Annotated in this window: 24 protein-coding genes and 1 tRNA gene; 15 read left to right on the top strand and 10 right to left on the bottom strand. The window is 70.9% G+C overall.

Going from position 1 to position 26,568, the window contains the following annotated elements:
• Nucleotides 1-139 precede the first annotated feature (139 nt).
• Genes PXH83_RS09635 through PXH83_RS09650 form a run of 4 tightly spaced genes read left to right on the top strand, consistent with a single transcriptional unit; the run spans nucleotide 140 to nucleotide 4,806 of the window.
• Nucleotides 140-1,474, top strand: coding sequence for an ABC transporter substrate-binding protein (locus tag PXH83_RS09635; protein ID WP_274558884.1), 1,335 nt, complete (start codon nucleotides 140-142; stop codon nucleotides 1,472-1,474).
• Nucleotides 1,474-2,490, top strand: coding sequence for a carbohydrate ABC transporter permease (locus PXH83_RS09640; protein WP_274558886.1), 1,017 nt, complete (start codon nucleotides 1,474-1,476; stop codon nucleotides 2,488-2,490). Before PXH83_RS09635 ends, PXH83_RS09640 begins: the two co-directional genes overlap by 1 nt.
• On the top strand, nucleotides 2,487-3,335 hold the full coding sequence (locus PXH83_RS09645; protein ID WP_274558888.1) for a carbohydrate ABC transporter permease: 849 nt from the start codon (nucleotides 2,487-2,489) through the stop codon (nucleotides 3,333-3,335). Before PXH83_RS09640 ends, PXH83_RS09645 begins: the two co-directional genes overlap by 4 nt.
• Nucleotides 3,336-3,372: 37 nt before the next feature.
• A complete protein-coding gene (locus PXH83_RS09650; RefSeq protein WP_274558890.1) occupies nucleotides 3,373-4,806 on the top strand; it encodes a GH1 family beta-glucosidase in 1,434 nt (477 codons plus the stop codon).
• Nucleotides 4,807-4,851: 45 nt separating this feature from the next.
• On the opposite strand, the gene PXH83_RS09655 is transcribed toward PXH83_RS09650, so the two are convergent.
• Together PXH83_RS09655 and PXH83_RS09660 are read right to left on the bottom strand one after the other, a co-directional pair.
• Nucleotides 4,852-5,754 carry a proline iminopeptidase-family hydrolase gene (locus PXH83_RS09655; RefSeq protein ID WP_274558893.1) on the bottom strand — a complete coding sequence of 301 codons (903 nt, stop codon included), beginning with the start codon at nucleotides 5,752-5,754 and terminating at the stop codon, nucleotides 4,852-4,854.
• The gene (locus tag PXH83_RS09660; protein WP_274558895.1) at nucleotides 5,745-6,596 is read right to left on the bottom strand and encodes an alpha/beta fold hydrolase; all 852 of its coding nucleotides are present in this window, start codon (nucleotides 6,594-6,596) and stop codon (nucleotides 5,745-5,747) included. The genes PXH83_RS09655 and PXH83_RS09660 overlap by 10 nt, the downstream gene beginning before the upstream one ends.
• A 117-nt stretch (nucleotides 6,597-6,713) precedes the next feature.
• Here PXH83_RS09660 and PXH83_RS09665 point away from each other — a divergent pair, with 117 nt between their 5' ends.
• Nucleotides 6,714-7,154, top strand: a complete 441-nt coding sequence (locus PXH83_RS09665) for a CBS domain-containing protein (RefSeq protein ID WP_274558897.1) — start codon at nucleotides 6,714-6,716, stop codon at nucleotides 7,152-7,154.
• A gap of 63 nt (nucleotides 7,155-7,217) precedes the next feature.
• Here the strand turns inward: PXH83_RS09665 and PXH83_RS09670 are convergent, their stop codons facing one another.
• The 4 genes from PXH83_RS09670 to PXH83_RS09685 form a co-directional block, all read right to left on the bottom strand.
• On the bottom strand, nucleotides 7,218-7,520 hold the full coding sequence (locus tag PXH83_RS09670; protein WP_274558899.1) for a hypothetical protein: 303 nt from the start codon (nucleotides 7,518-7,520) through the stop codon (nucleotides 7,218-7,220).
• 228 nt (nucleotides 7,521-7,748) lie between these two features.
• Nucleotides 7,749-9,242 (bottom strand): cellulose binding domain-containing protein, encoded by a 1,494-nt coding sequence (locus PXH83_RS09675; protein ID WP_274558901.1) that lies wholly within the window; start codon nucleotides 9,240-9,242, stop codon nucleotides 7,749-7,751.
• Nucleotides 9,243-9,399: 157 nt separating this feature from the next.
• The gene (locus tag PXH83_RS09680; protein WP_274558903.1) at nucleotides 9,400-10,815 is read right to left on the bottom strand and encodes a sensor histidine kinase; all 1,416 of its coding nucleotides are present in this window, start codon (nucleotides 10,813-10,815) and stop codon (nucleotides 9,400-9,402) included.
• A complete protein-coding gene (locus PXH83_RS09685; RefSeq protein WP_214920803.1) occupies nucleotides 10,812-11,501 on the bottom strand; it encodes a response regulator transcription factor in 690 nt (229 codons plus the stop codon). Before PXH83_RS09685 ends, PXH83_RS09680 begins: the two co-directional genes overlap by 4 nt.
• A 109-nt stretch (nucleotides 11,502-11,610) precedes the next feature.
• Here PXH83_RS09685 and PXH83_RS09690 point away from each other — a divergent pair, with 109 nt between their 5' ends.
• Nucleotides 11,611-12,189 (top strand): hypothetical protein, encoded by a 579-nt coding sequence (locus PXH83_RS09690; RefSeq protein ID WP_274558908.1) that lies wholly within the window; start codon nucleotides 11,611-11,613, stop codon nucleotides 12,187-12,189.
• 14 nt (nucleotides 12,190-12,203) lie between these two features.
• On the opposite strand, the gene PXH83_RS09695 is transcribed toward PXH83_RS09690, so the two are convergent.
• Together PXH83_RS09695 and PXH83_RS09700 are read right to left on the bottom strand one after the other, a co-directional pair.
• Entirely contained in the window at nucleotides 12,204-13,070 is an 867-nt protein-coding gene (locus tag PXH83_RS09695; RefSeq protein ID WP_274558910.1) for a spermidine synthase, read from the bottom strand.
• A gap of 24 nt (nucleotides 13,071-13,094) precedes the next feature.
• A complete protein-coding gene (locus tag PXH83_RS09700; RefSeq protein ID WP_274562742.1) occupies nucleotides 13,095-13,583 on the bottom strand; it encodes a hypothetical protein in 489 nt (162 codons plus the stop codon).
• 234 nt (nucleotides 13,584-13,817) lie between these two features.
• On the opposite strand from PXH83_RS09700, the gene PXH83_RS09705 reads away from it, so the two are divergent.
• Nucleotides 13,818-15,176, top strand: coding sequence for an NsdA family TPR-like regulatory protein (locus PXH83_RS09705; protein WP_274558912.1), 1,359 nt, complete (start codon nucleotides 13,818-13,820; stop codon nucleotides 15,174-15,176).
• Nucleotides 15,177-15,320: 144 nt separating this feature from the next.
• Here the strand turns inward: PXH83_RS09705 and PXH83_RS09710 are convergent, their stop codons facing one another.
• Nucleotides 15,321-15,917 (bottom strand): histidine phosphatase family protein, encoded by a 597-nt coding sequence (locus PXH83_RS09710; protein ID WP_274558914.1) that lies wholly within the window; start codon nucleotides 15,915-15,917, stop codon nucleotides 15,321-15,323.
• A 211-nt stretch (nucleotides 15,918-16,128) separates the two neighbouring features.
• Here PXH83_RS09710 and PXH83_RS09715 point away from each other — a divergent pair, with 211 nt between their 5' ends.
• From PXH83_RS09715 to PXH83_RS09745, 7 genes are all read left to right on the top strand, one after another.
• A complete protein-coding gene (locus PXH83_RS09715) occupies nucleotides 16,129-17,055 on the top strand; it encodes a phosphatase PAP2 family protein (protein WP_420803138.1) in 927 nt (308 codons plus the stop codon).
• Nucleotides 16,964-18,136, top strand: a complete 1,173-nt coding sequence (locus tag PXH83_RS09720) for a hypothetical protein (RefSeq protein WP_420803139.1) — start codon at nucleotides 16,964-16,966, stop codon at nucleotides 18,134-18,136. Before PXH83_RS09715 ends, PXH83_RS09720 begins: the two co-directional genes overlap by 92 nt.
• 367 nt (nucleotides 18,137-18,503) lie before the next feature.
• Nucleotides 18,504-20,102, top strand: a complete 1,599-nt coding sequence (locus tag PXH83_RS09725) for a hypothetical protein (RefSeq protein ID WP_274558921.1) — start codon at nucleotides 18,504-18,506, stop codon at nucleotides 20,100-20,102.
• On the top strand, nucleotides 20,099-21,454 hold the full coding sequence (locus PXH83_RS09730) for an AAA domain-containing protein (RefSeq protein WP_214929956.1): 1,356 nt from the start codon (nucleotides 20,099-20,101) through the stop codon (nucleotides 21,452-21,454). The genes PXH83_RS09725 and PXH83_RS09730 overlap by 4 nt, the downstream gene beginning before the upstream one ends.
• Before the next feature lie 235 nt (nucleotides 21,455-21,689).
• Nucleotides 21,690-22,034: a hypothetical protein gene (locus PXH83_RS09735; protein ID WP_274558928.1), complete on the top strand. Its 345-nt coding sequence runs from the start codon at nucleotides 21,690-21,692 to the stop codon at nucleotides 22,032-22,034.
• Between the two features lie 313 nt (nucleotides 22,035-22,347).
• Nucleotides 22,348-22,998: a hypothetical protein gene (locus tag PXH83_RS09740; RefSeq protein WP_274558930.1), complete on the top strand. Its 651-nt coding sequence runs from the start codon at nucleotides 22,348-22,350 to the stop codon at nucleotides 22,996-22,998.
• Nucleotides 22,989-23,062 (top strand) — tRNA-Lys (locus tag PXH83_RS09745). Before PXH83_RS09740 ends, PXH83_RS09745 begins: the two co-directional genes overlap by 10 nt.
• 73 nt (nucleotides 23,063-23,135) lie before the next feature.
• Here the strand turns inward: PXH83_RS09745 and PXH83_RS09750 are convergent.
• Entirely contained in the window at nucleotides 23,136-24,395 is a 1,260-nt protein-coding gene (locus PXH83_RS09750) for a M6 family metalloprotease domain-containing protein (RefSeq protein ID WP_274558932.1), read from the bottom strand.
• A gap of 426 nt (nucleotides 24,396-24,821) precedes the next feature.
• Here PXH83_RS09750 and PXH83_RS09755 point away from each other — a divergent pair, with 426 nt between their 5' ends.
• Nucleotides 24,822-26,552, top strand: a complete 1,731-nt coding sequence (locus tag PXH83_RS09755) for a putative bifunctional diguanylate cyclase/phosphodiesterase (RefSeq protein ID WP_274558934.1) — start codon at nucleotides 24,822-24,824, stop codon at nucleotides 26,550-26,552.
• Nucleotides 26,553-26,568: the final 16 nt, after the last annotated feature.

Genomic DNA, 26,568 nt, shown 5'->3' on the forward strand with positions numbered 1-26,568 from the left:
CATCACATATGGGAGCGCTCCCACAGTACCTGACCCATACACATCCCGCACGTTCCCCGCCCGGACAGCAGAGTCAACTCACGGGTGCAACAACGCAGTTGGCCGGTGGGTGGGCACGTCAGGGCTCAAGGAGGACGCAATGCGAAACAGCACCCGAACAGCTCGTCGGGCGGTGACCGTCGCCGCCGTCGTCGCGCTCGGTGCAGGCCTGCTGGGCGGCTGCGCCGAGGACAGCGACGAGGGGGGCAGCGGCTCCGGAGGCGGCACGAAGGACGGCCAAGGCAAAACGGTCATCCAGATCGGGACCTTCGGAGTCTTCGGCTACAAGCAGGCGGGTCTCTACGACGCGTACATGAAGCTGCACCCGGACGTCGTCATCAAGGAGGACGTGACCGAGCGGGTCGACACGTACTACCCCGAGCTGCTGACGCACCTCGCCGCCAACAGCGGCCTCCAGGACATCCAGGCCATAGAGGTCGGGAACATCAACGAGATCGCCACCACCCAGGCCGACAAGTTCGAGGACCTGTCCAAGGCGCCCGGCGTCGACAAGTCGAAGTGGCTGGACTGGAAGTGGGCGCAGGCGTCCACCAAGGACGGGCGAACCGTCGCACTGGGTACGGACATCGGGCCGATGGGCATGTGTTACCGGAAGGACCTCTTCCAGAAGGCCGGGCTGCCGACGGACCGTGGAGCCGTCGGCAAGCTGTGGGCGGGCGACTGGCAGAAGTACGTCGACACCGGCAAGGACTACAAGGCGAAGGGCCCCAAGGGGACCACCTTCACCGACTCGGCGGCCGGTCTCTTCGCCGCCGTCAACAACGGCTATGCGGAGCGTTTCTACGACAGCGACGGCAATCTGATCCACAAGGACAGCCCGGCCGTGAAGACGGCCTGGGACCTGGCGATGCAGGCGGCCGAGGGCGGACTGACCGGCAGGCTCAAGCAGTTCGACAAGGCCTGGGACCAGGCGTACGCCAACGGGACTTTCGCCACCGTCTCCTGCCCGCCGTGGATGCTCGGTTACATCAAGGAGAAGGCGGGCAAGGGCGGCGAGGACAAGTGGGACGTCGCGGCGGCCCCGAAGCCCGCCAACTGGGGCGGCTCGTTCATCGGCGTACCCAAGTCGGCCAAGAACAAGGCAGAAGCGATCAAGCTGGCGGCCTGGCTGACCGCACCCGAACAGCAGGCGACGCTCTTCGACAAGCAGGCGAGCTTCCCCTCGACCCCGTCGGCGTACGACATGCCGGTCGTCTCGGGCGCCAAGAACCCCTACTTCGGTGACGCCCCGACCGGGCGGCTCTTCGCCGAGGCCGCCAAGGGCATCCCGACGCTGGTGATCGGACCGAAGGACCAGCAGATCGGCACCGCATTCGGTGATGTCGGCATCCTCCAGGTGGAGCAGCAGGGCAAGAGCCCCGAGCAGGGCTGGAAGGCGGCCCTGAAGGAGATCGACAACGCGGTGGACGGCTGATGCGTCCGTACACCGATCAGGCTGCGTCCTCCGCCACGGGGGACGCGGCCGCGGCCGGGCCGCAGCAGGCAGCGGTCGAGCGGCCGGGGGGCACCGACCGCCGCCGGCTGTGGCGGAGCAGGCGCTACCGCTGGGACATCAAGTACAGCCCGTACGCATTCGTCGCGCCCTTCTTCGTCTTCTTCGCCGCGTTCGGGGTCTTCCCGCTCCTCTATACGGGCTGGTCGTCGCTGCACCGCGTGTCGCTGGCCGCGCCGAACGACATGCAGTGGGTGGGCCTGCGGAATTACACGCGTCTGCTGGAGGACGAGTTCTTCTGGAACGCGCTGCGCAACACCTTCACCATCGGGGTCATCTCGACGGTGCCGCAGCTGCTGATGGCTCTGGGGATCGCGCATCTGCTCAACTACCGGCTGCGCGCCTCGGGATTCTTCCGGGTCGCGATCCTCACTCCGTACGCCACCTCGGTGGCGGCCGCGACCCTCGTCTTCGTCCTTCTCTTCGGACGCGACTACGGGATGATCAACTGGGCGCTGGATGCGGTGGGGTTGGGGAAGGTCGACTGGCAGAGCGGGACGTTGTCGTCACAGGTCGCGGTCTCGACCATCGTGATCTGGCGGTGGACCGGATACAACGCGCTGATCTATCTGGCCGCGATGCAGGCCGTACCGAACGATCTGTACGAGTCGGCAGCGCTGGACGGGGCGACGCGGTGGCAGCAGTTCATCCATGTGACCGTCCCGTCGCTGCGGCCGACGATCCTCTTCACGGTCGTCGTCTCGACGATCGGCGCGACGCAGTTGTTCGGTGAACCGCTGCTGTTCGGCGGGGCGAGCGGGCAGAAGGGCGGGGCGTCGCATCAGTTCCAGACGCTGGGGCTCTATCTGTACGAGCAGGGGTGGTTCAACTTCCATCTCGGCCGGGCCTCGGCGATCGCGTGGGCGATGTTCCTGATTCTGCTGATCGTCGCGGGCATCAATCTGCTGGTCGCCCGCCGGCTGAGGAAGAGCCAATGACGAAACTCCTGCGTGCTCGCGCCGGGCGCCACCTGCACGGCGGTCCCCTCACCTACGCCGTGCTGACCGTCTTCACCGTCGGGTCGCTGTTCCCCCTGGTCTGGACGGCGATCGCGGCCTCCCGCAACAACACCCGGCTCTCCCAGACGCCGCCGCCGTTCTGGTTCGGCGGGAACCTCTTCAAGAACCTCCAGACCGCCTGGACCGACGCCAACATGGGCCTCGCGCTGCTCAATACGGCAGTGGTGGCCGGAACGATCGCGCTGGGGACCGTCCTCTTCTCGACGCTTGCCGGTTTCGCCTTCGCCAAGCTGCGCTTCCGCTTCAAGAATCTGCTGATGCTGCTCGTCGTCGCCACGATGATGGTGCCGCCTCAGCTCAGCGTCGTACCTCTGTTCATGACCGTTGCCGAACTGGAGTGGACCGACCAGCTCCAGGCCGTCATCCTGCCCACCCTGGTCAGCGCCTTCGGGGTCTTCTTCATGCGCCAGTACCTGGTGCAGGCGCTGCCCAGCGAACTGGTCGAGGCGGCCAGGGTGGACGGCGCGAGCAGTCTGCGGATCATCTGGCACATCGTCTTCCCGGCCGCCAGGCCCGCGATGGCGGTACTCGGGATGCTGACCTTCGTGGCCGCCTGGAACGACTTCTTCTGGCCGATCATCGCGCTGACCCAGGACAACCCGACCGTGCAGGTGGCGCTCGCCAACCTCGGTCAGGGCTTCGTCCCCGACCAGTCGGTCGTCATGGCCGGCGCGCTGCTCGGCACGCTCCCGCTGCTGCTCGCCTTCGTGATCTTCGGCAGGCAGATCGTGGGCGGAATCATGCAGGGCGCGGTCAAGGGCTGACCTGCGTCCCCATCCTTCGTACACCGGGAGCACATCCATGCCTGAGAGCTTTCCGCCCGGCTTCCTGTGGGGCGCCGCCACTGCCGCGTACCAGATCGAGGGCGCGGCACAGGAGGACGGCCGTACGCCGTCGATCTGGGACACCTTCAGCCATACGCCGGGCAAGGTGCTCGGCGGTGACACGGGCGACGTGGCCGTCGACCACTACCACCGCATGCGTGACGACGTACGGATGATGGCCGACCTGGGCCTGACCGCGTACCGCTTCTCCGTCTCCTGGCCACGCGTGCAGCCGACCGGCCGGGGGCCGGCCGTCCAGCGCGGCCTGGACTTCTACCGTGCGCTGACCGACGAGCTGCTCGCGGGGGGCATCCGGCCCAGCCTGACGCTCTACCACTGGGATCTGCCGCAGGAGCTGGAAACTGGCTCCATCAGCGGCTCCGCCGCGGGCGGCGGCTGGCCCGCGCGCGACACGGCGTACCGCTTCGCCGAGTACGCGGGCCTGGTCGCCGAGGCCCTGCGCGACCGCGTCGAACTGTGGACCACCCTCAACGAGCCCTGGTGCAGTGCGTTTCTGGGGTACGGGTCCGGGGTGCACGCCCCGGGACGCACCGACCCGGTGGCCGCCCTGCGCGCCGCCCACCACCTCAACCTGGGCCACGGCCTCGCCACCCAGGCGCTGCGCGCCGCGCTGCCGGGCCGTGCGCGGATCGGGGTCGCCCTCAACCCGAGCGCGGTACGGCCGCTGACGCAGGCGCCAGGCGATGTGGACGCGGCACGCCGTATCGACGCGCTCGCGAACCGCGTCTTCACCGGCCCGATGCTGACGGGCGAGTACCCGGCGGACCTTCTGGCGGACACCGCGCACCTGACGGACTGGTCGTTCGTACGGGAGGGCGATATGGCGACAGCGGGTCAGCGGCTCGACGTCCTGGGCATCAACTACTACGCCCCGACGGTGGTTTCGGCCGCCGGAGCCGGTGAGGGCTCACGCCGGGACGGCCACGGCGCAAGCGACCACTCCCCCTGGCCGGGCTCGGAGTCCGTCACCTTCCACCAGCCGCCGGGCGAACTGACGGCAATGGACTGGTCCGTCGACCCGACAGGGCTGTACGACCTGCTGATGCGGTACGCCCACGAATCCCCCGGCACCACTCTGATGATCACCGAAAACGGTGCGGCGTACGACGACAAGCCGGCCCCCGACGGCTCGGTCCACGACCCGGACCGCATCCGCTACTTGCACGGCCACCTGTCAGCGGTGCACCGGGCGATCGCGGACGGGGCGGACGTACGCGGCTACTTCCTGTGGTCCCTGATGGACAACTTCGAGTGGGCGTACGGATACAGCAAGCGCTTCGGCGCGGTGTACGTGGATTACGAGACGCAGGTACGTACGCCGAAGTCGAGTGCGGGGTGGTACGGAAAGGTGGCTCGGACGGGCGAACTGCCGGAGCCGCCGGTGGGCTGACCACGAGGCAGCCGCCGGGCGGCAACGGTCACGACCCGCATGGCGTCACCAGCGCTGCGGGGCGGCCGTTTCCGCCCGGTGGAGGAACGACTCCAGAACCTGGCGGAAGCGCTCCGGTTCCTCGGCCGAGGGCAGGTGTGCGCTCTGCTCGAAGACGACCCACTCGGCGCCACGGATACCGTCGGCCAGCGGCCGGACCACGGTCGGGGTCGCCACGTCGTAGCGACCGGAGGTCACGAGTACGGGCAGGTCCAGCTCGCCCAGGCGGGCGGTGACGTCCCAGTCCTTCAGGTTGCCGGTCACGTTCCACTCCGCGCCCCACATGGTCTCGTACACGTCCTCGCGCCAGTTCGTGAGGGAGCGCATGAGGTGATCGGGCCAGGGATCGAGCCGGCAGAGCCACCGTTTGTGGAAGGCCATGGTGGCTTCCACGTAGGCGTCGTCGCCGGTCGTACCGTCCGCTTCGTGCCGGTCGATGACCTCCTGCACCTCAGGGGGAAGGGACTCCTTCAGCCGGCGTGCCTCGGCTTCATAGGCGGGAGCGCCGGCAATGGGGCCGGCCAGGACCAGGCCGACCAGTCCGGCCGGCCGGCGGAGCACGTACTCAAGGGCAACTTGGCTGCCCCATGAATGACCGAGGATGTGCAGCCGGCCGAGCCCGAGCTCCTCGCGCACGGCGGCGACTTCGTCGACGAAGGTGTCCATGACCCACAGGCCCGGCTCGTCCGGGTGGTCGGACCGGCCGCAGCCGAGCTGGTCGTAGAAGACAACCGGGCGCCCGTTCTCACCGGCCAGCGCCGACAGGTCTTCCAGATAGTCGTGGGGGCAGCCCGGCCCACCGTTGATCACGAGCAGAGGCAGCTTGCCGTCGGGCGCGGGCAACTCGCCCACGATCCGGTACCAGGTGCGGTACTCGCGGAACGGAACGGTTCCTTCGGTCACCGCCATGACGTGGCATCCCGGCCGTGCAGGAACTCCAGCAGTGCCGCGGTGAGTTCGGCCGGGGCGTCCTCCTGGACCAGGTGGCCCGCGCCCTCGATCGGTACGAAGGTCGCGCACGGGATCAGGGCGTCCAGCTCCCTGCCCCGGGCGATCGGGATCCACGTGTCGTCCGTGCCCCAGCAGATCAGCACAGGCGGGGCCAGTTCGCCGTAACGGCGCTGGATTTCGTCGGTGTAGCGCTCGTCGGCCTGGGCGATCTGGCGGTAGAAGGCCGGCTGGCCCAGGTCGCCGAGCCAGGGCTCCACGAGGCGGTCAAGTACCGCCGGGTGCAGGCCGGGGGAGCTTGCCGACGTGATGTATTCGCGTACGAGCGCACCGTGCAGGGCGGACGGCAGTTGCTCGAAGACAGCCGGATGTTCTCCGACGAGGCGGAAGAAGGGCGAGCCCCACGGCGCCACCGCCACCGGGTCCACCAGCGCCAGCGCCCGGTAGTGCGCGCCGTGCAGCAGATGCGCTCGCAGGGCCACCGCGCCGCCGAAGTCGTGGGCGACGATCTGAGGGTCCGGCAGGTTCCAGTGGTCCAGGAGGTCGGCGAAGACACGGGCCTGCGCGGCCAGCGACACGTCCTGGCCCGCCGCCTTCTCCGAGGCGCCGTAACCCGGCATGTCCCAGACGTACACGCTGAATCCACGGGCGCCGAGCGCCCGGGCCACGGCTCGCCACACGTAGGAGGAGAAGGGCGTGCCGTGGAGGAGTACGACGGGCGGGCCGGCCGCGTCGCCCGTCCGGTCCCAGCGGACCTCTCCCGATGTGCTGGGGAACGTCCTGGTCAGGTGCCATTCGGTCATGTGCCGTGCCCTCTCCCTCGGCCTCGACCGTACATCCGCGTCGAGGGGCGGTGATGAGCCATTCGTGTTGTCATCGATGAAGGAGTGAAAAGCGACGCCCCGAAGGCGGGAGAAATCATGGCCAGGAACAAGCAGCTCAAGGCCCGCGACATCATGACCGGCGGCGTGCAGTGCGTCGGCGCGCACCAGTCGCTGTTCGATGCGTCAAGGATGATGCGGGACCTGAATGTCGGCTGCCTGCCCATCTGCGGCGACGACAACAGGCTCAAGGGCTTGATCACCGACCGTGACATCGTCATCCAGTGTTGCGCCGAAGGCGTGGACCCGGCGACGGTGCAGGCGGGCACCCTGCAGGGAGAGGTGCACTGGATCGATGCCGACGCGACCGCCGACGAGGCGCTGGCGACCATGGAACAGCACCAGATCAAGCGTCTGCCGGTGATCGACGTCAAGGAGGGCCACAGCCTGATCGGAATGATCACCGAGGCGAACCTCGCCAAGAACCTCAGCGACGAGCAGATCGCGGAGTTCGCGACGCGCGTCTACGCGAACGCCTGACAACCACAGTCGGTACACCAGCCCCCGGACGGCCGTCGGCCGGCCGTCCCGGGGCGCCACCATTCACATGGTCTGTACCCCTGCGGCTGCCAGGCCCTTCTGGAGGTCGTCGGCGTTCATCACCGGGTGGAGCTCGAACTTCGCGCCGAGCAGTTCGAAGAGCGGCTCCGCGATGGCGGGCATCTCGGAGCTGTCCTTCATGTCGAAGACGAATGTGCAGCATCGGCAGCCGTTGCTGGGGCCGAAGTAGGCCGCCTCGGGCTTGAGCTTTTCCGTCATCGTTCCCATGAGCTTTTGCAGTGACCCGTTGTTGATCGCCTGATTCGAGGCCTCGGTGTCCAGCACCGCTCGCAGCATCATCCTCATCGCACTCTCTCCTTCCGCGCACCAAGACCGCCGCGGTCCCGTCCGCGCGCGCTGAAGCCCGGTGGCGTCCCGATCAGCCTCGCTTCGGCTGATCAGGGCGGCAACATCTCGGCGACCGTCCGTGAAGGCGGCGGCCCAGCAGCGCGCCCCCGGCCGGGTGGGGATCCGGACCGAGGGCGCGCGCCTGGGGGGGGTGGCGGTTCTGGGAGTACCTGAAGGTCGGTCGGGCTACTCGTACGCTGCGAACGCCTTCGTGAAGGCCAGCGGCTCCTGCAGGATCGAGCTGCACGTCGCGTCCGCCGTGCCCTGCTCGCCGCCCGGGCACTGCTTGTCGCGGGTCGAGGACCACATCGACAGCGGGCCGAGGCCCTTCTCCTTGGCGAACTTCACCAGCTGCGTCGCGTCGTCGGGCCGGAAGATCTCCGTCGTCACGTCATTGACGCCGATCATGGGGGTGACGGCGACCGTTTTCCACGCCGCCGCGTCCGAGAGCCCGAGCACGCCCTTGATCTGGGCCTGCGTCGCTGTCGCCGCCTGGGTGGCGTACGTACCCATGTCGCCGCTGTACGCCGGTCCGTAGTCCATCGCCATGATGTTGACCGCGTTGATCTTCACGCCGTTCTTCTTGGCGTCGGCGATCAGGTCCACGCCCGGCTGGGTCAGGCCCTCGGGCATCACCGGCAGGGTGAAGGACACATCCAGGCCGGGGTGCTTCTTCTGGAGCTGGGTTATCGCCTGCGCGCGGCGGGTGTTGGCGGCCGCGTCCGGGAGCGCCGCGCCCTCGATGTCGAAGTCGACCTTGGTGAGCTTGTACGCGTCCACGACCTTGCCGTACGCCGCCGCGAGGTCGGTGGCCGAGGAGCAGTTGAGCGCCAGCTCCTTGCCCGCCGCGCCGCCGAAGGAGACCCGTACGTCGCCGCCCTTCGCGCGCAGCGCACCGATCTGGGAGGCCACCTTGTCGCTCGCCAGGTCGGTCACGCCGCCCCACAGGGGGGCGCAGCTTCCGCCCGAGGTGATGAAGGCCAGGTTGAACTCCTTCACACCGGTCTTGGCTGCGGTGTCCACCAGGTCGTACGCCGGGTGGAGGGACGTGTCGACGTACGGAGCGAACCGCGCGCCGGCGGCCGTCGGGGGCGCGGTGGTGGGAGCCGGGGTGGTGGGAGGCTTGGTGGTCGGCGGCGCGGTCGTCGGGGGCTTCTGCGACGGCGTCGGCTTCTCGGACGGTGTCGGCTTGCCCGTCGGCGTGGGCTGTTCGGTGGGGCGTCCGCTGGGCTGCGGTGCCGGGCTGTCGCCGGCCGAGCACTTGGCCTGGTTGATGAGGCAGTTGGCGGGGGCGCCCGCCTTGCCGTCCGCCGAGGTCACGAAGCCGACGGTGACCGACGCGCCGGGCGCGAGCTCCTCGTTCCAGCTCGCGGGCTTCACGGTGACGTGCTGCCCCTTGACGGTGTGTTCGCCGTTCCAGAGGGAGCCGATCTTCGTGCCCGCCGGCAGGTCGAATTCGAGCGTCCAGTCCGACTGGGCCTTGCCGGTGTCGTTGGTGACGACGTACTGGCCGGTGTAACCGCCGTTCCAGTCACTGGTCTTGGTGTAGGCGGCGCCGACCGCGGCGGCCTGCGCCGTCCCTGCGAACGCGAACGCCGCGCCACCGATCACTGCCGCGGCGACCACCGCGCCGACGGCCTTGGTCCTGCCGCTCGCCCTGCGCCGGTGCGTACTGCTCATCGCGTGCCTGCCTCTGCGTTTACGGGGATACCCGTGCGTACGAAGTGGGGATACGGCAGCACGCTAGCGAGCCAGAAACGGGCAAATGGAAGGTTTGAGGCATGGGTTCAGGATCTTAGGGCGCCTTTAAGGAAGGCATGGGAGCCCTTTAAGTGCTCTAGATCTTCAGGCCCGCAGGCCGTTTCCCCGCGCCGCGCCTGCTCCGCCCGAGCCGGTGGCCGTGCCCGTGCCGGCCGTCCGACGCGGTACGCCCGTCGAGGCCGATCCAGATACGGACCTCCGTACCGCCGAGCACGGAATGCCCGATGCGTACGTCGCCACCCGTCGACTCGGCGACGCGGCGCACGATGTCCAGGCCGAGGCCGGTCGATCCGTCCTTGCCGCCGCTGTTGCCGCGCACCAGCGCCGCCTTCGGGTCGGAGATGCCGGGACCCGCGTCGGACACGAGGACGATCACGGCGTCGTCCCCGTTGTGCACGTCGACCGAGAAGGCCGTGCCCAGGGGCGTGTGCCGGAAGACGTTGCCGAGCAACGCGTCGAGCGCGGCGGCCAGTTCGGGCCGGGCGACCGGGATGCGCACCGGACGGTCGACGCCCGCCAGGCGCACCTTTCTGCCCTCGTCCTCCGCGAGCGCCGACCAGAAGTCCATGCGTTCGCGTACGACTTCGGACACGTCGCAGCCCGCACCCGGGCCGGCAGCACCCTGCGTCTGCGAGCGCTGCTCGCGCGCCGTACGGATGATCGTGTCGACCTCGCGTTCCAGCTGCTCGACGGCGGCCCTGGTCTGCTCGGCGGCCGGGCCCTCGCCCAGTGAGGCGGCGTTGAGGCGCAGCACGGTCAGCGGGGTGCGGAGCCGGTGCGACAGGTCTGCGGCCAGCTCCCGCTCGTTGGCGAGGAGCTGTACGACCTGGTCGGCCATGGAGTTGAACGCGGCGGCCGCCGACCGCAGCTCGGTCGGCCCCTCCTCGGGGACGCGTACGCCGAGCCTGCCCTCCCCCAGGTCGTGCGCGGCGCCCGCGAGCCGCTGGGCGGGCTGGACCATGCGTACGCCGAGCCGGTCGGCGACCGCCACCGAGCCGACGATGAGCGCGAGGCCCACCCCGGAGAGGACGAGCCAGGCGGTGGCCACGCCATTGCTGACGTCGCCCTCGGGCACGTACACCTCGACGACGGCGATCCGGCCGCTGGCCACGGCGGTGGGCTGGAGCAGCGCGTAGCCGCCGGGCACCTCCGATATGGAGGCGCGGCCGATCCGCCGGGTGGTCTCCAGGTCCTGCTGCGCGGCCCGGCGCCGCCCGATCTCCAACGGTACGCTGCCGGGTTCGTCGGTGGCCGGGACGTGCACGGCCATCCGGCCTGCGATGCCGACCTCGGTGGTCTGGACGGCCCGGTCGAGCGAGTCGCGGTCGGTGGTGATGGAGAGAGTGGGGCCGATGGCCGCCGCCCAGCGTTCGGCGTTGGAGAAGGCCCTGTCCCTGGCCATCTCCTTGATGACGAGGCCGAGCGGTACGGCGAAGGCCACCACGACCATCACGGTCACGGCCAGGCACACCTTGACGAGCGCCCACCTCATCGCGGCGGCTCCAGCTTCACGCCGACACCGCGCAGGGTGTGCAGATAGCGCGGACTGGCCGCCGTCTCGCCGAGCTTGCGGCGCAGCCACGACAGATGGACGTCGATGGTCTGGTCGTCGCCGTAACTCTGCTGCCAGACCTCGGCGAGCAGTTCCTTGCGCGGTACGACGACTCCGGGCCGCCCGGCGAGGAAGGCCAGCAGGTCGAACTCGCGCCGGGTCAGGTCGAGCCGCGCACCGTCCAGCTCGGCCTGCCGGCGCAGCGGGTCGACGGAGAGCCCGCCGACCCGGATCACGCGGGACGGCGGCTCGGCTCCGGCGAGGGCGCGGGAGCGGCGCAGTACGGCGGCCATGCGGGCCGACAGGTGCTCGACCGAGAAGGGCTTGGTGAGGTAGTCGTCGGCGCCGTCGTTGAGGAGTCTGACGATCTCCGCCTCGTCGTCGCGCGCGGTGGCGATGATCACGGGTACGTCGGTGATGCCGCGCAGCATTTTCAGCGCTTCCGACCCGTCGAGATCGGGCAGACCGAGGTCGAGAATGACCACGTCGAAGCTGAAATGAGCGACCTCGCGCAGCGCCTCCAGGGCCGTACCGACGCTCCGCACCGTATGGGTGGCCTCGGTCAGGTGCCGGATGAGCGCGGAGCGCACGAACTGGTCGTCCTCGACCACGAGCACACTTGCCATGGGCGGCACCGTACGCCATACGGGTGAGCGGAGGCTGCCCTGATCCACGGTGCAGCCCCCAGGGTCCCCCCTGGGACAGGGGCGGTACGGGTGGTGCAGTATGGCCCCGATGCAACGAGGACTCGTACATGCCATGGCGTGGTCGCTCGCCACGGGCGCGGCGGTCACGCTGTCCTGGTGGGGCGTGCACACGGTGATGGCGGGCACGGCGTACGACCCTCCGCAGGCCCTTCCGCTCCCGGCCGACCTGCCCTCGCAGGACAGCACCGCGCAGGGGGCCGAGCCGCAGGCGTCCTCGACGCGGCGGCCCGACGAGAAGGCCACAGGCAAGACCCCTTCGGGCACACCGAGCCGCCCCGGTTCGGCGTCAAGCCCGAAGGACAGGGCCACCGCGACGCCGAGCCGTACGCCGTCCGCGTCCGCGAGCCCCTCCGGGCCCGCGTCGCCGGGGACAGGGTCCGAATCCGGTGAGGTGAAGAGCTACAAGACCGACGGCGGCCGGGTCACCTTCGATATGGGCAAGAGCTCGGCGACCCTGGTATCGGCGACGCCCGCGACGGGCTGGTCGATGCAGGTCTGGAAGAACACGACGTGGATCCGGGTGGAGTTCGCGGCGGACGGGGGCGCCATCACGGTCTTCTGCACCTGGCACGACCACGAACCGACGGTCGAGATCATCAAGTCCTGACCGGAGCTACGGAGCTACTTGAAGACCGACGGCGGCGGCTCCGGCGAAGGCTTCGCGCCCGCGTCCGTGACGACCGCCGCGCCGCCCGTGAAGTCCGCCAGCTCCCGCCCGTGTTCCACCCGCCCGGGGTGCGGGTCGGTCGCGATGCGGCGGGTCAGTTCGGCGAGGGGCAGCGTACGGTCCGAGCCCAGCAGCACCGCATTGCCGAAGCGGCGGCCGCGCAGCACGGCGGGGTCGGCGGCCAGTGCGAGGTCGGGGAAGACGGCGGCGGCGGTGGCGATCTGGCCGCGCAGGTACGCGAGTGGCGGGCCGTCGGCGATGTTGGCGGCGTAGAAACCACCGGGCTTGAGCACCCGCCGTACGTCGTCCAGGAATTCGGTGCTGGTGAGGTGGGCCGGGGTACGGGCGCCGCTGAACACGTCCGCGATCAGCAGGTCCGCCCAGTCGTCCGCGATCTTCGCGAGTCCGGCGCGGGCATCGACCGAGCGGACTCTGATCCGGGCGTTGGCGTCCAACGGGAGTTCCCTGCGGACCAGTTGGACGAGTGCCGCGTCCACTTCCACGATCTGCTGGGTGGAGCGGGGGCGGGTGGCGGCGACGTAACGGGCGAGGGTGAAAGCTCCGCCGCCCAGGTGCAGGACCTGGACCGGCTGCCCCTGCGGGGCGGCGAGGTCGGCGATGTGGCCGAGCCTGCGCTGATACGCGAAGTCGAGGTGGGAGGGGTCGTCGAGGTCCACGTGGGACTGCGGGGCTCCGTCGATGAGGAGGGTGCGGCCGCGCGGACGGTCCCGGTCGGGTATCAGCTCGGCGAGTCCGCCGTCGACCTGCTCGACGACTGGCTCGGGGGCGGCGCGCTCGCGCCGTCTCTTGTTCTTTGCCACGCAGCCAGTATCGGCTCACCCGGCTCAGCGGACGCGGTCGGCCGCCTCGATCAGGCGGGCGGCCTCGCCGAGTGCGGCCCTGAGCACGGCCGGGTCGGTCACGGGGCCGGTGTCGGTGGGGGGCAGCAGCCAGCCGGTGCCGGTGACGGGCGGCTCCGGCAGCGCGTCCGCCCGGCCGCCGTCCGGGCGGCGGAGGCCTTCCTGGATGCGCAGGCCGCGCCCCAGGGTCTGCGTACAGGCGCTGCCCGGCATGTCCCAGGCATCGGCGGTTCCCGGGGGCACAAGGAAGCCGACGGTGTCGCAGGGGCCGTCGTGCAGGACGGGGCCGACGGCGGGCGCGGAGCCGCGGCGGATGATGTCGACCGCTTCGAGGCCCTGGCGGGCGGGGACCGTGACCAGATCGCACGGCTCGGCACCCGGGCTCCCCACGGCCGGCGGGGCTGCGCTGAACTCGTGGGTGGGCGTGTGCTGAGCCGTCGTCCGTGAGCCGCTGATCTCCGTGCCGACTTCCATGGCTTCCAACAAGGGAACCCTCCTCGCTCGAGTGGGAGCCGCGCTCCCTCTCCCCATGCTTCAACGCGCGGCGGTGTCAACAGCTACGGCGGCACGCCGCCGCAAAGGATGGCAGTTCATGGCGGATCGCGGGTGAGATATCCGTTTTGTAGCGAAACTCTGCGTGTGCGGGTTGTCACAGCCGGTACCTTCTTGCTCCGCCGAAGCACGCGAATGTTGCGGGAGGGCTTGGCCATGCAGAACAACGACTTCCGCCGCCTGCGAGGGTCACGTTCACCGGCCGAATTCGCCGCCGCGGTCCGCCGGGCGGCGCGGGAGATCGGTGAACAAGTCGCGTGCGACGCCCGCTACATCGGGCGCGTGGAGGCCGGCGAGATCCGCTGTCCCAACTACGCGTACGAGCGCGTCTTCCTGTCCATGTTCCCCGGCCTGACGCTGGCGGACCTGGGCTTCTCGGCCCGCGAAACGGTACGGGGCAGGGGGGCGCGCGGCAGGGGCGATGACGCCCCCGCCGACCCCACGATCCATAGCAACGAGGAGAGCGACGTGCTGCGTCGCGCATTCATGACCAGCGGTACCGTCACCATGGCGGCCGCATCCCTGGGACTCGGCAGTGCGCCGAGCACACCAGCATCCGTATCCAGTACGCCGATTACGTCCGGGATTGCGTCCGGTACGCACCGCCGGGTCGGCGAGGCCGAGGTCGGCGCCGTGGAGGACGCCGTGCGACACATCCGGCTGCTCGACGACCGGCACGGCGCCGACGGCCTCTACAAGCGGGCCGCACAGCCGCTGCGTACCGCGTACGCCCTGCTCGACGCGAGTACGACGTCCCGCCAGTCGATGGCCGACCGGCTGCACACCGGCGCGGGCGAACTCGCCCTCTCCGTCGGCTGGCTGGCGCACGATTCGGGCCGCTTCGACGACGCACGCTCGCACTACGCGGAGGCGCTGGCCACGGCGCGCGTGGCCGGTGACGCGGCGCTGGAGGCGCACGCGTTCAGCAACTCGGCGTTCCTGGCGCGTGACACGGGCCGGCCGCGCGAGGCGGTGCGCGCGGCCCAGGCGGGGCAGCGCGCGGCGCAGCATGTCGCTTCGCCGCGGCTGCTCTCGCTGCTGACGCTGCGCGAGGCGGGCGGCTGGGCCGGGCTCGGCGACCGTACGGGCTGCGAACAGGCCCTGGCCCGCGCCAAGTCGCTCTTCGAGCGCGGCCGCGCGGAGGCCGATCCGGAGTGGATGAGCTTCTTCGGCGAGGCCGAACTGGAGGGCCTGGAGGCGCAGTGCTGGTCGGCGCTGGGCGACTGGTCCCGGGCGGCCCGTCACGCGCGGCGCGCGGCGGCTCTCCAGGACCCGCACTTCACCCGGAACCTCGCCCTGTACAGCGCGGAGCTCGCCGACGACCTGGCGCGGGCGGGGGCGCCGGACGAGGCGGCGGCGGTGGGGCAGGGGGTGCTGGATCTGCTGGAGGAGGTGCAGTCGTCCCGGGTCCAGACGATGCTTACGGCAACAAGCCGCGTGCTGCTCCCGCACGGCCGCTCACCGTCGGTGGCACCGTTCCTCACACGCCACACGGAGGCGGTGCGCGGGGCGTAGGTCCGGCCGGGCTCTCAACGCCGGACGGGCTGATTTCAGCCCGTCCGGCGTTTGAGGACCACGACCGAAGAGCGTCCGGGGGCCGGCCCACCGGTTTCGGGGAGGGGCGGGGAACAGCGCCGCAGGCAACCCGCAGCGCCTGCGTCACCCGGCCATGTGACCCGTATCGTTCCAGCGCTCGATCGCCGGCGCGTCGTAAGCCCACCCCAGCACCGACAGCGACGTCGGATCCAGACGGATACGCGCGGCGAACGACACGTCCTCGCCGATCCACCGCGCACCCAGCGCCCGCAGAATGTGCCCGTGCGCGAAGACCAGCACATCGCGCTCCGCCGACCGCGCCCACGCGATCACCTCGTCCGCACGGTCCGAAAGCTCCGCGAGGGTCTCGCCGTCCGGCACTCCGTCGCGCCAGATGAACCAGCCGGGCTGCCGCGCCTTGATCTCGGCCGGCGTCATGCCTTCGTACGCCCCGTAGTCCCACTCCATCAGCGCGTCCCAGGGCTGCGCCCTGTCTCCGAACCCGGCGATCTCGCAGGTCTCGCTCGCCCTCAGGAGCGGGCTGGTGCGTACCTCGACGCCGGGCAGTCCGTCGAGCGGGGCGCGGTGCAGCCGCTCGCCGAGCAGCTTGGCGCCGCGGCGGCCCTCGTCGAGCAGAGGGATGTCGGTCCTGCCGGTGTGCTTGCCGGACAGCGACCACTCCGTCTGTCCGTGCCGGGCCAGCAGGATGCGCGGTGCCATGACGATGTCTCCCTGGACGGTGCTGGACGGTGATGGTGCCGGTGATGGTGCCGGTGACGGTGCGACAGAAGGAGCCGCCTGCACCATCATCGCGCACCCGCTCCGAGGGCGGCCTCGTGGGCACCTCCCGGGCAACCCCCCGGGCCATCTCCGCGTCCCTTCCCCTACGCACCCTGTGCGTGCACTGTTCACATACACCGTACGGCTGGATATGGAGAGCGTCCGGATGCAGGAGACCGCGGCCCGCGACAGACCCCGCTGGTGGACCGAGCTGCTGCTGATCCTGGTGGTCTACGCCGCGTACACCGGCGGCCGTCTGCTCGTACGCGGGGACGAGTCGACGGCGGTCGACAACGGCCTGGCGATACTCCGCGCCGAGAAGCTCCTGCACCTCAACGCCGAGCACCCCCTCAACCGGCTCTTCACCGAGCACGCCCGGCTCGGGATACCCGCCGACTTCGCGTACGCCTCGCTGCACTATCTCGTCACGCCCGCCGTCCTCGTCTGGCTGTTCAGACGCCGCCCCGTCCGCTACCGGGCCGCCCGCACCTGGCTGATGCTGTCCACCCTCCTCGGCCTGGCCGGCTTCACTCTCATGCCGACCTGCCCGCCCCGGCTTCTCGACGCGGGCCACGGCTTCATCGACACGATGGCGCAGTACAGCGCGTACGGCTGGTGGGGCGAGGACGCGAGTGCGCCGCGCGGGCTCGGCGGGATGACCAACCAGTTCGCGGCGATGCCGAGCCTTCATGTGGGCTGGGCGCTGTGGTGCGGTGTGATGCTGTGGCGGCACGGGCGTACGCCGCTGCTGAAGGTCCTCGGGGTCGCGTACCCCTTGATCACCACTTTCGTGGTGATGGGGACGGCGAACCACTACTTCCTGGATGCGGTCGCCGGTGCGGCAGTGATGACCGTGGGAGCGCTGTTGACCAGGCCGTTCATGGTGCTGGCCGGGCGGGTGCGGGGCCGGTTCGCGCCGGTTGCCGGGCGGACGAAGTCCGTTGTTGTCGGTGGCGTTGTCAGTGCCGGATGCGAGACTTCCGCGGGTGAGCGATTCCCTGGGCAGCGGACCCGAACCAACGCCTCCGCGAGCGACAGCACCGACGCCGGTGACGACACTCCGGCAGCAGCTCGCTGAGCTGCGCGGTCCCGCCGTCGCGCCGCAGCCCCTCGATGCTCGCGCGCTGGCCGCGCTCGCCGCGAACCCCGGCTGTAAGCGCCGTGCGCTGCTCGACGGAGCGGGCGTGAACAAAACGGCGCTGGCCGCGGCGCTCGGGTCTCCCTCCGCGTTCGGCCAGTCGCAGTTCGCCTTCATGCGGGGCAATGCGTTCGAGGCCCGGGTCAAGGCCGACGGCGGCACGGAGCTGATGCGGCTGCTGTACGAGCGGATGGGCGGCGCGGGGTGCGAGGCCCCTGCCCCCGGCGAGACACGCGTACCCGACCTGTCGGCGGCGGGCCCCGAGGGCAGGGCTGCCCGTACGGCGCTGGCGCTGCGCGAGGCTACGGCTGCCGGGGCATGGACGCTGCTGGACCACCCGATGCTGGCCCTGGAGGTGGCGGGCTCCCCGGCCTACCTGGAACCGGACGCGGTGGTGGTGCGTCCCGACGGCCACTGGACGGTCGTCGAGATCAAGTCCTTCCCGATGATCGACGGCTCGGCGGACGCGGCGAAGGTCGGTGCGGCGGCACGCCAGTCGGCGGTGTACGTCCTGGCGCTGGAGCGGGTCGCGGCGAAGGTCGCGGGTGCGGAGGTACGCCACTCGGTGCTGCTGGTCTGCCCCAAGGATTTCTCCAACCTGCCGACGGCCTCGGTCGTCGACGTACGCAAGCAGCGGTCGGTGACGCGCCGCCAGTTGGAGCGACTGACGCGGATCGAGGACCTCGCGGCGGCCCTCCCCGCCGGGACGACGTTCGACGTGGAGCGCCCGGCGGAGGAGCTGGCTGCGGCGGTCGATTCGGTCGACGCGGCGTACGCGCCGGAGTGCCTGGCCGCGTGCGAGCTGGCCTTCCACTGCCGCGAGAAGGCGCGCGCGGCGGGCGCGGTGGAGGCGCTGGGACGGAGCGTGCGCGGCGAACTGGGCGGGCTGACGACGATCGGCGAGGTGCTGGCGGCGGCGGAGGGAGCGGCGGGAGATCCGGCGGACCCGACGGTTGCGGCGCTGCGGCGGGCGGCGGCGCTGCGAGCCGAGGCGCTGGCGACGGGGGCGGGCCGATGCTGACACCGCTCCCGGCCCGGGCCGGGGGCCACCATGACCCCGGGCGAGGCGGGGTGCGGCCTGCGTGGCACTTTTCCCCTACCCTTCCCCAAGCTCTCAACTTCGTTCGAGCAGGGGAGACCCCATTCTTCCCGAAACTGGAGGCAAGCCCCCAGACCCCCGGGACGCCCTTGGGGGTCCCCCCGGACGAAGTCTGGGGGAGTGTCCTCAAACGCCGGACGGGCTGGATTTGCGGCAACTTTCAGCCCCTGGGGGTCCCCCCTGGACGGAGTCCTTGGGGGAGTTTGAGGAGCGGGGTCTGGGGCGGAGCCCCAGTTCGGGAAGGGGCGGGGTGGGGAAAGAAACCCCGCCCCACACGAAAGGGCGCCGCATGTCTCTGATCAGTACCCTCGCCCGGCTCGACGCCGTACGAACCGGACGCGCACAAGCACTGGCCACCGTCCGGCACCGGCACCTGTCCGAGCGCCCACTCGTGTTCGTCCCGCTCACCACCGCCGGTGAAGCAGGCGCACCCCTCGGCGCCCTCGTCGGCACCGACCGCGACGCACCGCGCCTGCTCGCAGTGACGCAGCCCCGCGACCGCGACCTCCGCTTCGCGTTCCTCGCCGAGCTGGCCGAGACTGTCCTGCCGTACATCGACGGTTACGCCGACGACGTCGAGCCCGCCGAGCGCAACGAAACCGACCCGGAGACCGGGAAGCGGGTCAAGGTCGAGGTCGAACTGTGCGCGGACGCACCGCAGTTGATCGTCCCGAGCCGGGCAGGCATCAAGTACGTACGACTGCTCGGCCGCTCCATGCGCTTCCGGCGTACGGCCGAACAGGACCCCGACACCCCCTACCCCGCACCGCCCCACATCCCGCTGCTCGGCCGCTGGCTCACGCACTACGGCGAGCGGGCCAGAGTGCCCGGGTCTTCGCTGCTCCTCGCGGCGACCGACCTGCTGGGCCGCCACTGGGCGACCGGGCAGTCGAACCTGGAGGACCAGCACTTGGGCGCGCTGCTCGCCTGGATCGACCCGGCCGCCGGGGAATCTGGCGCGGAGGCCGCGCTGCGGGCGGAGCTGGAGCGGGACGGGCAGGGGCAGTTGACGTGCCCGCCTGCCGGACCCGCCACCGACCCGGCGTTCGACAACAAACTCCTCGCCCCCGCCATCGAACGCCACGACCGCGCCCGCACCGCGCTGGCCGCCGCCGAGGACGGTCTCGCGGCGGACGCCCACCTCGGCGAACTGGCCGCCGCCGAACGGCACATCCGCGAGCTGCTGGCCCGCCAGTTGCAGCCCACCTGGGACGCCGTGTGGCGTGGCCTCGATCTGCTGCGGGAGCTGCCGGAGGGGGCGCGGGCGGCGGACCGCTGGACGCGCGACCGGTGGTCGTTCACCGGCCACCGCGACCGCGTGCGCGCCGGGGAGCCGCCGCAGCCCCGGCGCGACGACGCCGTGACCGCCGCGCAGAAACTGGCCTCCCGCGAGACGGCGCAGGCGCAGCTGGAGGCGCAGGAGGCGCTCGACGACCCGCTGGTGATGGCCGGGCGGCGGCTCGCGGGCGAGGCGTTCACCAGCGAGGTCCTGGACGTGGTGATGACCATGAGCGAGGGCAGGCGGCCGAGCCCCCGCCCCCTGCTCACCGTCCGCACGGACGACGCCCCGCACCTCGGGGAGCGCACGGCGTCCACCAGGGTCTACCGCTCCCTGGACGGAAGGCCGCAGACGGCGGAGTTCGTACGGTACGAGGAGGAGGCGGGCGTCCTGGTGCTGCGCGTGACGGACAAGATGGGCCGGGGCAAGGAGCCCGCGCCCGGTTCCGTACCGGAGAAGGGCGAGCGCGTCTGCTGGACGCTGTTCGAGCACGACCAGCGCGGCGGCCCCCAGCTCCCCGACCCCGAGTCGACGCCCTGGACGCACGGCGGCCCGCCGGGCGCGACGGCGGAGACTCCCGATCCGATGACGCCGGAGGACGTGCTGTGAGCCATCCCGCCCCGACCGGGCCGTCGCACTTCGACCCCGGCGCCGAGGCCGCCCGCGCGACCGCGGCGATCCTCCACGACACGCTGCACGGCGCGGCCCGCGGGGTCGTGGTGGACTCTCCGCCGGGCGCGGGCAAGTCGACGCTCGTGGTGCGCGCGGCGCTGGAACTGGCCGCCGCAGGGCGCCCGTTGATGGTGATCGCGCAGACCAACGCCCAGGTCGACGACCTGGTGCTGCGGCTCGCCGAAAAGGAACCGGACCTGCCGGTCGGGCGCCTCCACAGCAATGACACCGACCCGTACGACAAGGCCCTCGACGACTTGGCGAACGTACGGAAGTCCGCGAAGGCGGCGGATCTGGCGGGTCTGGACGTCGTCATCTCGACGGCGGCGAAGTGGGCGCACGTGAAGGTCCCGGAACCGTGGACGCACGCGATCGTCGACGAGGCGTACCAGATGCGTTCGGACGCGCTGCTCACCGTGGCCGGGCTGTTCGAGCGGGCGCTGTTCGTCGGTGACCCTGGGCAGCTCGACCCGTTCTCCATCGTCGGCGCCGACCAGTGGGCGGGGCTTTCCTACGACCCCTCCGCGAGCGCGGTCTCGACCCTGCTCGCCCACAACCCGGAGCTCCCCCAGCACCGGCTGCCCGTGTCCTGGCGGCTCCCGGCCTCCGCCGCGCCGCTGGTCTCCGACGCGTTCTACCCGTACACGCCCTTCCGCAGCGGCACGGGCCACGGCGACCGGCGCCTCGCCTTCGGCGTCCCCTCCGACGGCTCGGGCCCCGACCGCGTGCTGGACGAGGCGGCCGAGTCGGGCTGGGGCCTGCTGGAACTCCCGGCCAGGCACACCCCGCGCACGGACCCCGAGGCGGTACGGGCGGTGGCCCAGGTCGTACGCCGCCTCCTGGACCGCGGCGGCGCGGCGGTCAGCGAACGTTCGCCGGACCCGGTCCCGCTGACGGCGGACCGTATCGCCGTGGGCACGGCCCACCGCGACCAGGCCGCGGCGGTACGGGCGGCGCTGACGGAGCTCGGCGTCACGGGTGTGGCCGTCGATACGGCGAACCGCCTTCAGGGCCGCGAATTCGACGTGACGGTGGTACTCCACCCGCTGTCGGGCCGCCCGGACGCGACGGCGTTCCACCTGGAGACGGGCCGCCTGTGCGTGCTGGCCTCGCGCCACCGCCATGCGTGCATCGTGGTGTGCCGCGAGGGCGTGGCGGACCTGCTCGACGAGCATCCGTCGACGGAGCCGGTCCAGCTGGGGGTCACGGTCAAGTTCCCGGACGGCTGGGAGGCGAATCATGCGGTACTGGCCCACCTCGCCGAGCACCGCGTCCCCTGGCAGCCCTGAACCCCCACCCGCCGGACGGAGTCCGGCACGCCGCCGGAGGCGGCCAATGAATGCAGCCCGGACGGCTGGGAGGCGAACCATGCGGTACTGGCCCACCTCGCCGAGCACCGCATCCCCTGGCAGCCCTGAGCGGCCCAGGCCTGATCCGCCGGCAACCCTAGGGCGTACTTGCGCGGGACGGGACAATAGACGGTGGCCGTCGAGCACAGACGGCCGAGAGAAGGAGGAACCACCCATGGCGGAACCCGAGCGCACCGAGCGGCGGCTGCGCCCCGCGCCGCTGCTTTTCGAGCCTTCGGAAGCAGCCGCCGATCCTGAGCACTTCTTCGACCTGGAGTCGATGGACGACCCCGGTGAGCTGCTCGAACGTGCCACTGAACTGACGCTGGCGTTCCGCGCGGCGGCGGACCGCGCGGTCGAGTTCCAGGCGATGGCGGCCGCGCAGCTTGCGGATCCGAAGCGGTTCGACCGGCTGTCGGCGGAGGAGATCGCGAAGCGGGCGGACTGGGCCGAGGAGTACGCGGTGAAGATGGTCGAGTTCGGTCGCGACCTCCTGCGCGGCACGGGCACCGGCGCCTGATTCGCTGCGGAGGGCGGGCCCTGCGGGGCTTTTCCCCTCCCCGCCCCTTCCCGGCTGTGACATTTGCGGCTGCCGCCGCGGGGCTCCGACCCAGAGCTGTGTCCCCCCGTAGGGCGTCCGGGAGGCTGGGGGCCTGGGGGCCTGAGGGCTTGCCCCCAGTTCGGGAAGGGGTGGCGAGGGGAACAGCGCCACACGCACCGTCACGCGCGATTGGCATATGCCGGGGCGCAAGATACTCCCCGCCGCACTGCCCTGTCCCGGTTTTCACCAACGCCCGGAAGCGGAACCGGTCATGCCCGTAGATGTATGTGCCATGACCGCCTCGAAGCGAGACCACGCGCCCACCGACATCTTCCGCGTCCTCCGGAACGAGGGTTCCCACCACACCGCCGAGGTGACCGCCGCCGGCGCTGCCTGGCTCGCCTCTGCCGCCGCCTATCCCCGCAGCACGCTCTCGCTCTGGGAGGGCCGCCCCAGCACCCCCGGAGTTCTGCCCTGCGGGTCGGTTTTCGATGTCGTGAGCGTTCCGGCGATGTTCGGACGCCGCATGCTCGACCGGTTATGGGCGGAGGGGCCCGGCTCGGGGCCCGTCGCCACCCACCGCGGCCGGATGCTCCTCTTCGCCTCCCCCGGCACCGCCCAGCGGCTGCCTTCGCTGCTCCAGTGGGAGGAGTGGGGAGGAGGCAGGGAAGGCGAAGGGAGCGGGCCGCCCCTGCTCTGCCACGGCACCGGCGACGCCGTGACCGTCCCGCCGCTCACCGCCCCGCATGCCCCACAGGGCCCCTCCGGACCGCGCTGGCTGGTTGCCCCCGACGTGCGCCAGCCGTGGCTTCCGGGGCCCGATGTGATGCTCTGGGCGTGCGTACGGGCGGGCCGTCCCGTGCAGGTCACGGAGCCCCGGATATCGATTTTTCCTCCCGCCGAACAGGATGCTAAGGTCTACGACGTCAGCAGGCGCCGCTAGCTCAGTTGGTTAGAGCAGCTGACTCTTAATCAGCGGGTCCGGGGTTCGAGTCCCTGGCGGCGCACAGACGGAAAAAGCCCCTCGCGAGAGCGAGGGGCTTTTTCGTTGCGCGCCGCACATCGCACGTCGCGGCCGATTCATGCCCCCGGCGTGATCCTCACCGTCCACGCCCCCGACTGCGTACGGTCCGCCACCTCCACCCTGGTCCCCTCCCCCGGCACCGTGAACGTCTCCCCGACCCCCACCGGCGCATCCGCCAGCGGCGGGTAGACCGAGCGGTCCCAGCACGCCTCGGTGTCCGGGTGGGCGTCGATCACCTCTATCGGCCCGGCGCCCGAAGCCGCCTCGTTGCGCACCCGGTAGATCAGCACGCCCTCGGTGCAGGTGGCCCGGTCGTTGCCCGTACCGCCCCGTGCCTCTATGGCGATCGCCCCGCTCTCTCGGGTCCGTACGACCGCGAGCCGCGTCCCGCCTTCCCCGCCCCGCACGGAAGGCGGCGCGGCCAGCGGCTCCAGGGTGAGCCGGGTTCCTCCGGTGCCCGACACGCAGGCCACCTGCCGCCGGTCCAGCCAGCCCAGCTTCCACTTGTGCCACCCGAAGAGGTCCGGCGCGAGGCCGAACTGGCTGCCCATGACGTCCCAGTCCCCGACGTACGTGTCCCAGTCGCCCTTGCCGTCGACCGGCCGGTGGTAGAGGTCGGGCAGGTCGAATACATGGCCGGTCTCGTGGGCCAGCACGTTGCGGTCCGGCGGGTGCTGCTCGAAGACCGTGACTATGCGCTTGATGTCGTGGTTGTCCGCTCTCAGCGGCCGGTCGAAGTTGACGACCTTGGTCGCGTCGGAGTCGACGCCGGGCGCGTCCGGGTCGGCGATCAGGTAGACGATGTCGTACCGCGTGAAGTCGACCCGGTCGTCGGCCGCGGCCACCGCGTCCCGCAGGTAGGCGGAGCGGCGGCCCGGGTCCCAGTCGCGCCGTATTCCGTACGCCGTGGAGGACTCCGGCATGTCGACCCAGGTCGGCTCCGGGTGCGTGCGCAGCTGGAACTTTCCGTACGAGGCGCTGTGGAAGAAGTCGCTGGTGGCGGGGAAGTGGTCGGCGGCGAGCTGGTCGAGGGTGAGCGTGGGCTCCGAGTCGGGGAACGCGAGGAAGATCATGACGGCGTCGAGGGTGCGTATGGGGCGCGGGTAGGCCCGGTTCCAGGTGTCCAGGCCGAGCGAGTGGTGCGCCGTGGTGCGTGGCAGCACGCAGGGTCCGCCGTCCCGGGCCGCGACGACGGGGCCGGCGACGAGCGTGGTGGCGGCGAGCGCCGTGAGGGAGGTGAGCAGTGCCGCCGTACTGCGCAGGCGCTGGCGCTGGCGGGACCGGTCAACTCCCCCGGATCTCCTGCGACGGACCACGTCGACCTCCGGGCTGCGGAAATACGGGGCGGCACCCCACCCACCTTCTGGTGGTTCAGCACGAGATGCCCTGTTCCGCTGGTCCACATGAGTGACACGGCCGACACCCCGGCGAGATCACAGAAAGTCACAATCGTTCACGTAGGAACACCTCAAGGCGCAGCCGCGCAGAAACGATCGGCCGCGGGAGGCGGGTGCTCGGCATCACGGCCATGTAGCTGGATCGGCCGTCCCGGCTGCCTCTATGATCGGCACACTTTCCTGCATGAAATCCGCCCAGGGCAGTGGCCTCCAGCCGGCCGACGGCCCCGAGAACATCTGTCAGCCATCAATGCCCTGCGGGAGCGAGCGGTGAGCGGAACCTACGAAGGACCCGGTTCAGCCCCCGAGACCAGGCGGCCGCGGGCCGTTACACAGCGTGATGTGATGGGTCGTTCCGCGTCCGAGCTGCGCGATTACCAGGCCGCCTTCAACGCCGCCCATCTCGCCATGGCTGTCGTGGATCACGAGGGCCTCCTCGTCTCCGCCAACGACTCGCTCGCCGCGATACTCGGCACCGACGCCGACCATCTGCACGAGCAGGCCGCGGCCGACCTCCTCGACCTCGCCGCCGACGCCCGCAGCTTCGACGCCTACCGCGAGGTCCTCTCCGGCCGCAGGGCCCGCTTCCGCTGCACGCGCAGGCTCAAGCACCCCGACGGGCGGTCGCTGTGGGCAGAGGTCACCTTCACGCCCGTACCGGACAGCAGCAGCGTGCTGCTGTCGGTCGCGGACATCAGCGACCGGCGCGAGCTCCAGGCCCGGCTGCGCCACCTCCAGATGCACGACCCGGTGACCCGCCTCCCCAACCGCACGCTGTTCTTCGAGCGGCTCGCTTCCGCGCTGGAGAATTCGACGTACGACGACGGGGGCACGGGCCGTATCGGGCTCTGCTATCTCGACATCGACGGCTTCAAGGCCGTGAACGACACCCTCGGCCACCGGGTCGGCGACCGGCTGCTGGCCGCCGTGGCGTCCCGGCTGTCCCGGTGCGCCGACCAGTACGGGTACGCGCGCAGCGGCGGCCATCTCGTCGCCCGCCTCGGCGGCGACGAATTCGCCCTGCTCGTCGAGGACTCCACCGGCACGGAACAGCTCGCCGATCTCGCCCAGGCGGCACTCGTCGCGCTCCAGCAGCCCTTCGACCTGGCCGGGCAGCGGCTGAGCGTGTCGGCCTCCATCGGGGTCGTGGAGCGAGTCGCGGCAGGGACCACGGCGACGGGGCTGATGCAGGACGCGGACACGACGCTGTACTGGGCGAAGGCGGACGGCAAGGGCCGCTGGACCCTCTTCGACCCCGAGCGCAACGCGCACCGGATGACCCGTCAGGCCCTGTCCAGCACGCTGCGCCCCGCCGTCGAGCGCGGTGAGTTCAGGCTGGAGTACCAGCCGCTGGTGGACCTGGAGGGCGGGGGCGTACGCGGGGTCGAGGCATTGGTCCGATGGGAGCATCCTCAGTTCGGCACACTGGCGCCGAATCGGTTCATCGGAATTGCTGAAGAGGACGGATCGATCGTCCAGCTCGGCCGGTGGGTGCTGCGGACCGCCTGCCGTCAGGCCAGGCAGTGGCAGACGGACCACCCCGGCACCCCGCCGATCTTCGTCAGCGTCAACGTCGCCGTACGCCAGGTGTGGGACTCCGATCTGGTCGCGGACGTCGCCGAGATCCTCGCCGAGACGGGGCTGGCGCCCGAGCTGCTCCAGCTGGAGCTGACCGAGTCGGCGGTCATGGGCTCGGCGGGCAGGCCGCTGCAGGCCTTGCAGGCGCTGAGCGACATGGGCGTGCACATCGCCATCGACGACTTCGGGACCGGCTACTCGAACCTCGCCTATCTGAGCCGGCTGCCCGTTTCGGTGCTCAAGCTGGACGGCACCTTCGTGCGCGGCTTCCAGGACGAAGAGCATGCCAACCCGGCCGACGAGACGATCGTCGAGGCGCTCGTGCAGCTCGCGCACCGGCTCGGGCTCACCGTCACCGCCGAGTGCGTGGAGACGTCGGGGCAGGCGGCGCGGCTGCGCCGGATCGGCTGCGACACGGGGCAGGGCTGGCTGTATTCGCGGGCGGTCGCGCCGGAGCTGATCGACTCGATGATCGCCGTCAGCGCGCTGCGGGTCTGACGGCGATCACTTTCGG

The organism is Streptomyces spiramyceticus, from assembly GCF_028807635.1.
GTDB lineage: Bacteria > Actinomycetota > Actinomycetes > Streptomycetales > Streptomycetaceae > Streptomyces > Streptomyces spiramyceticus.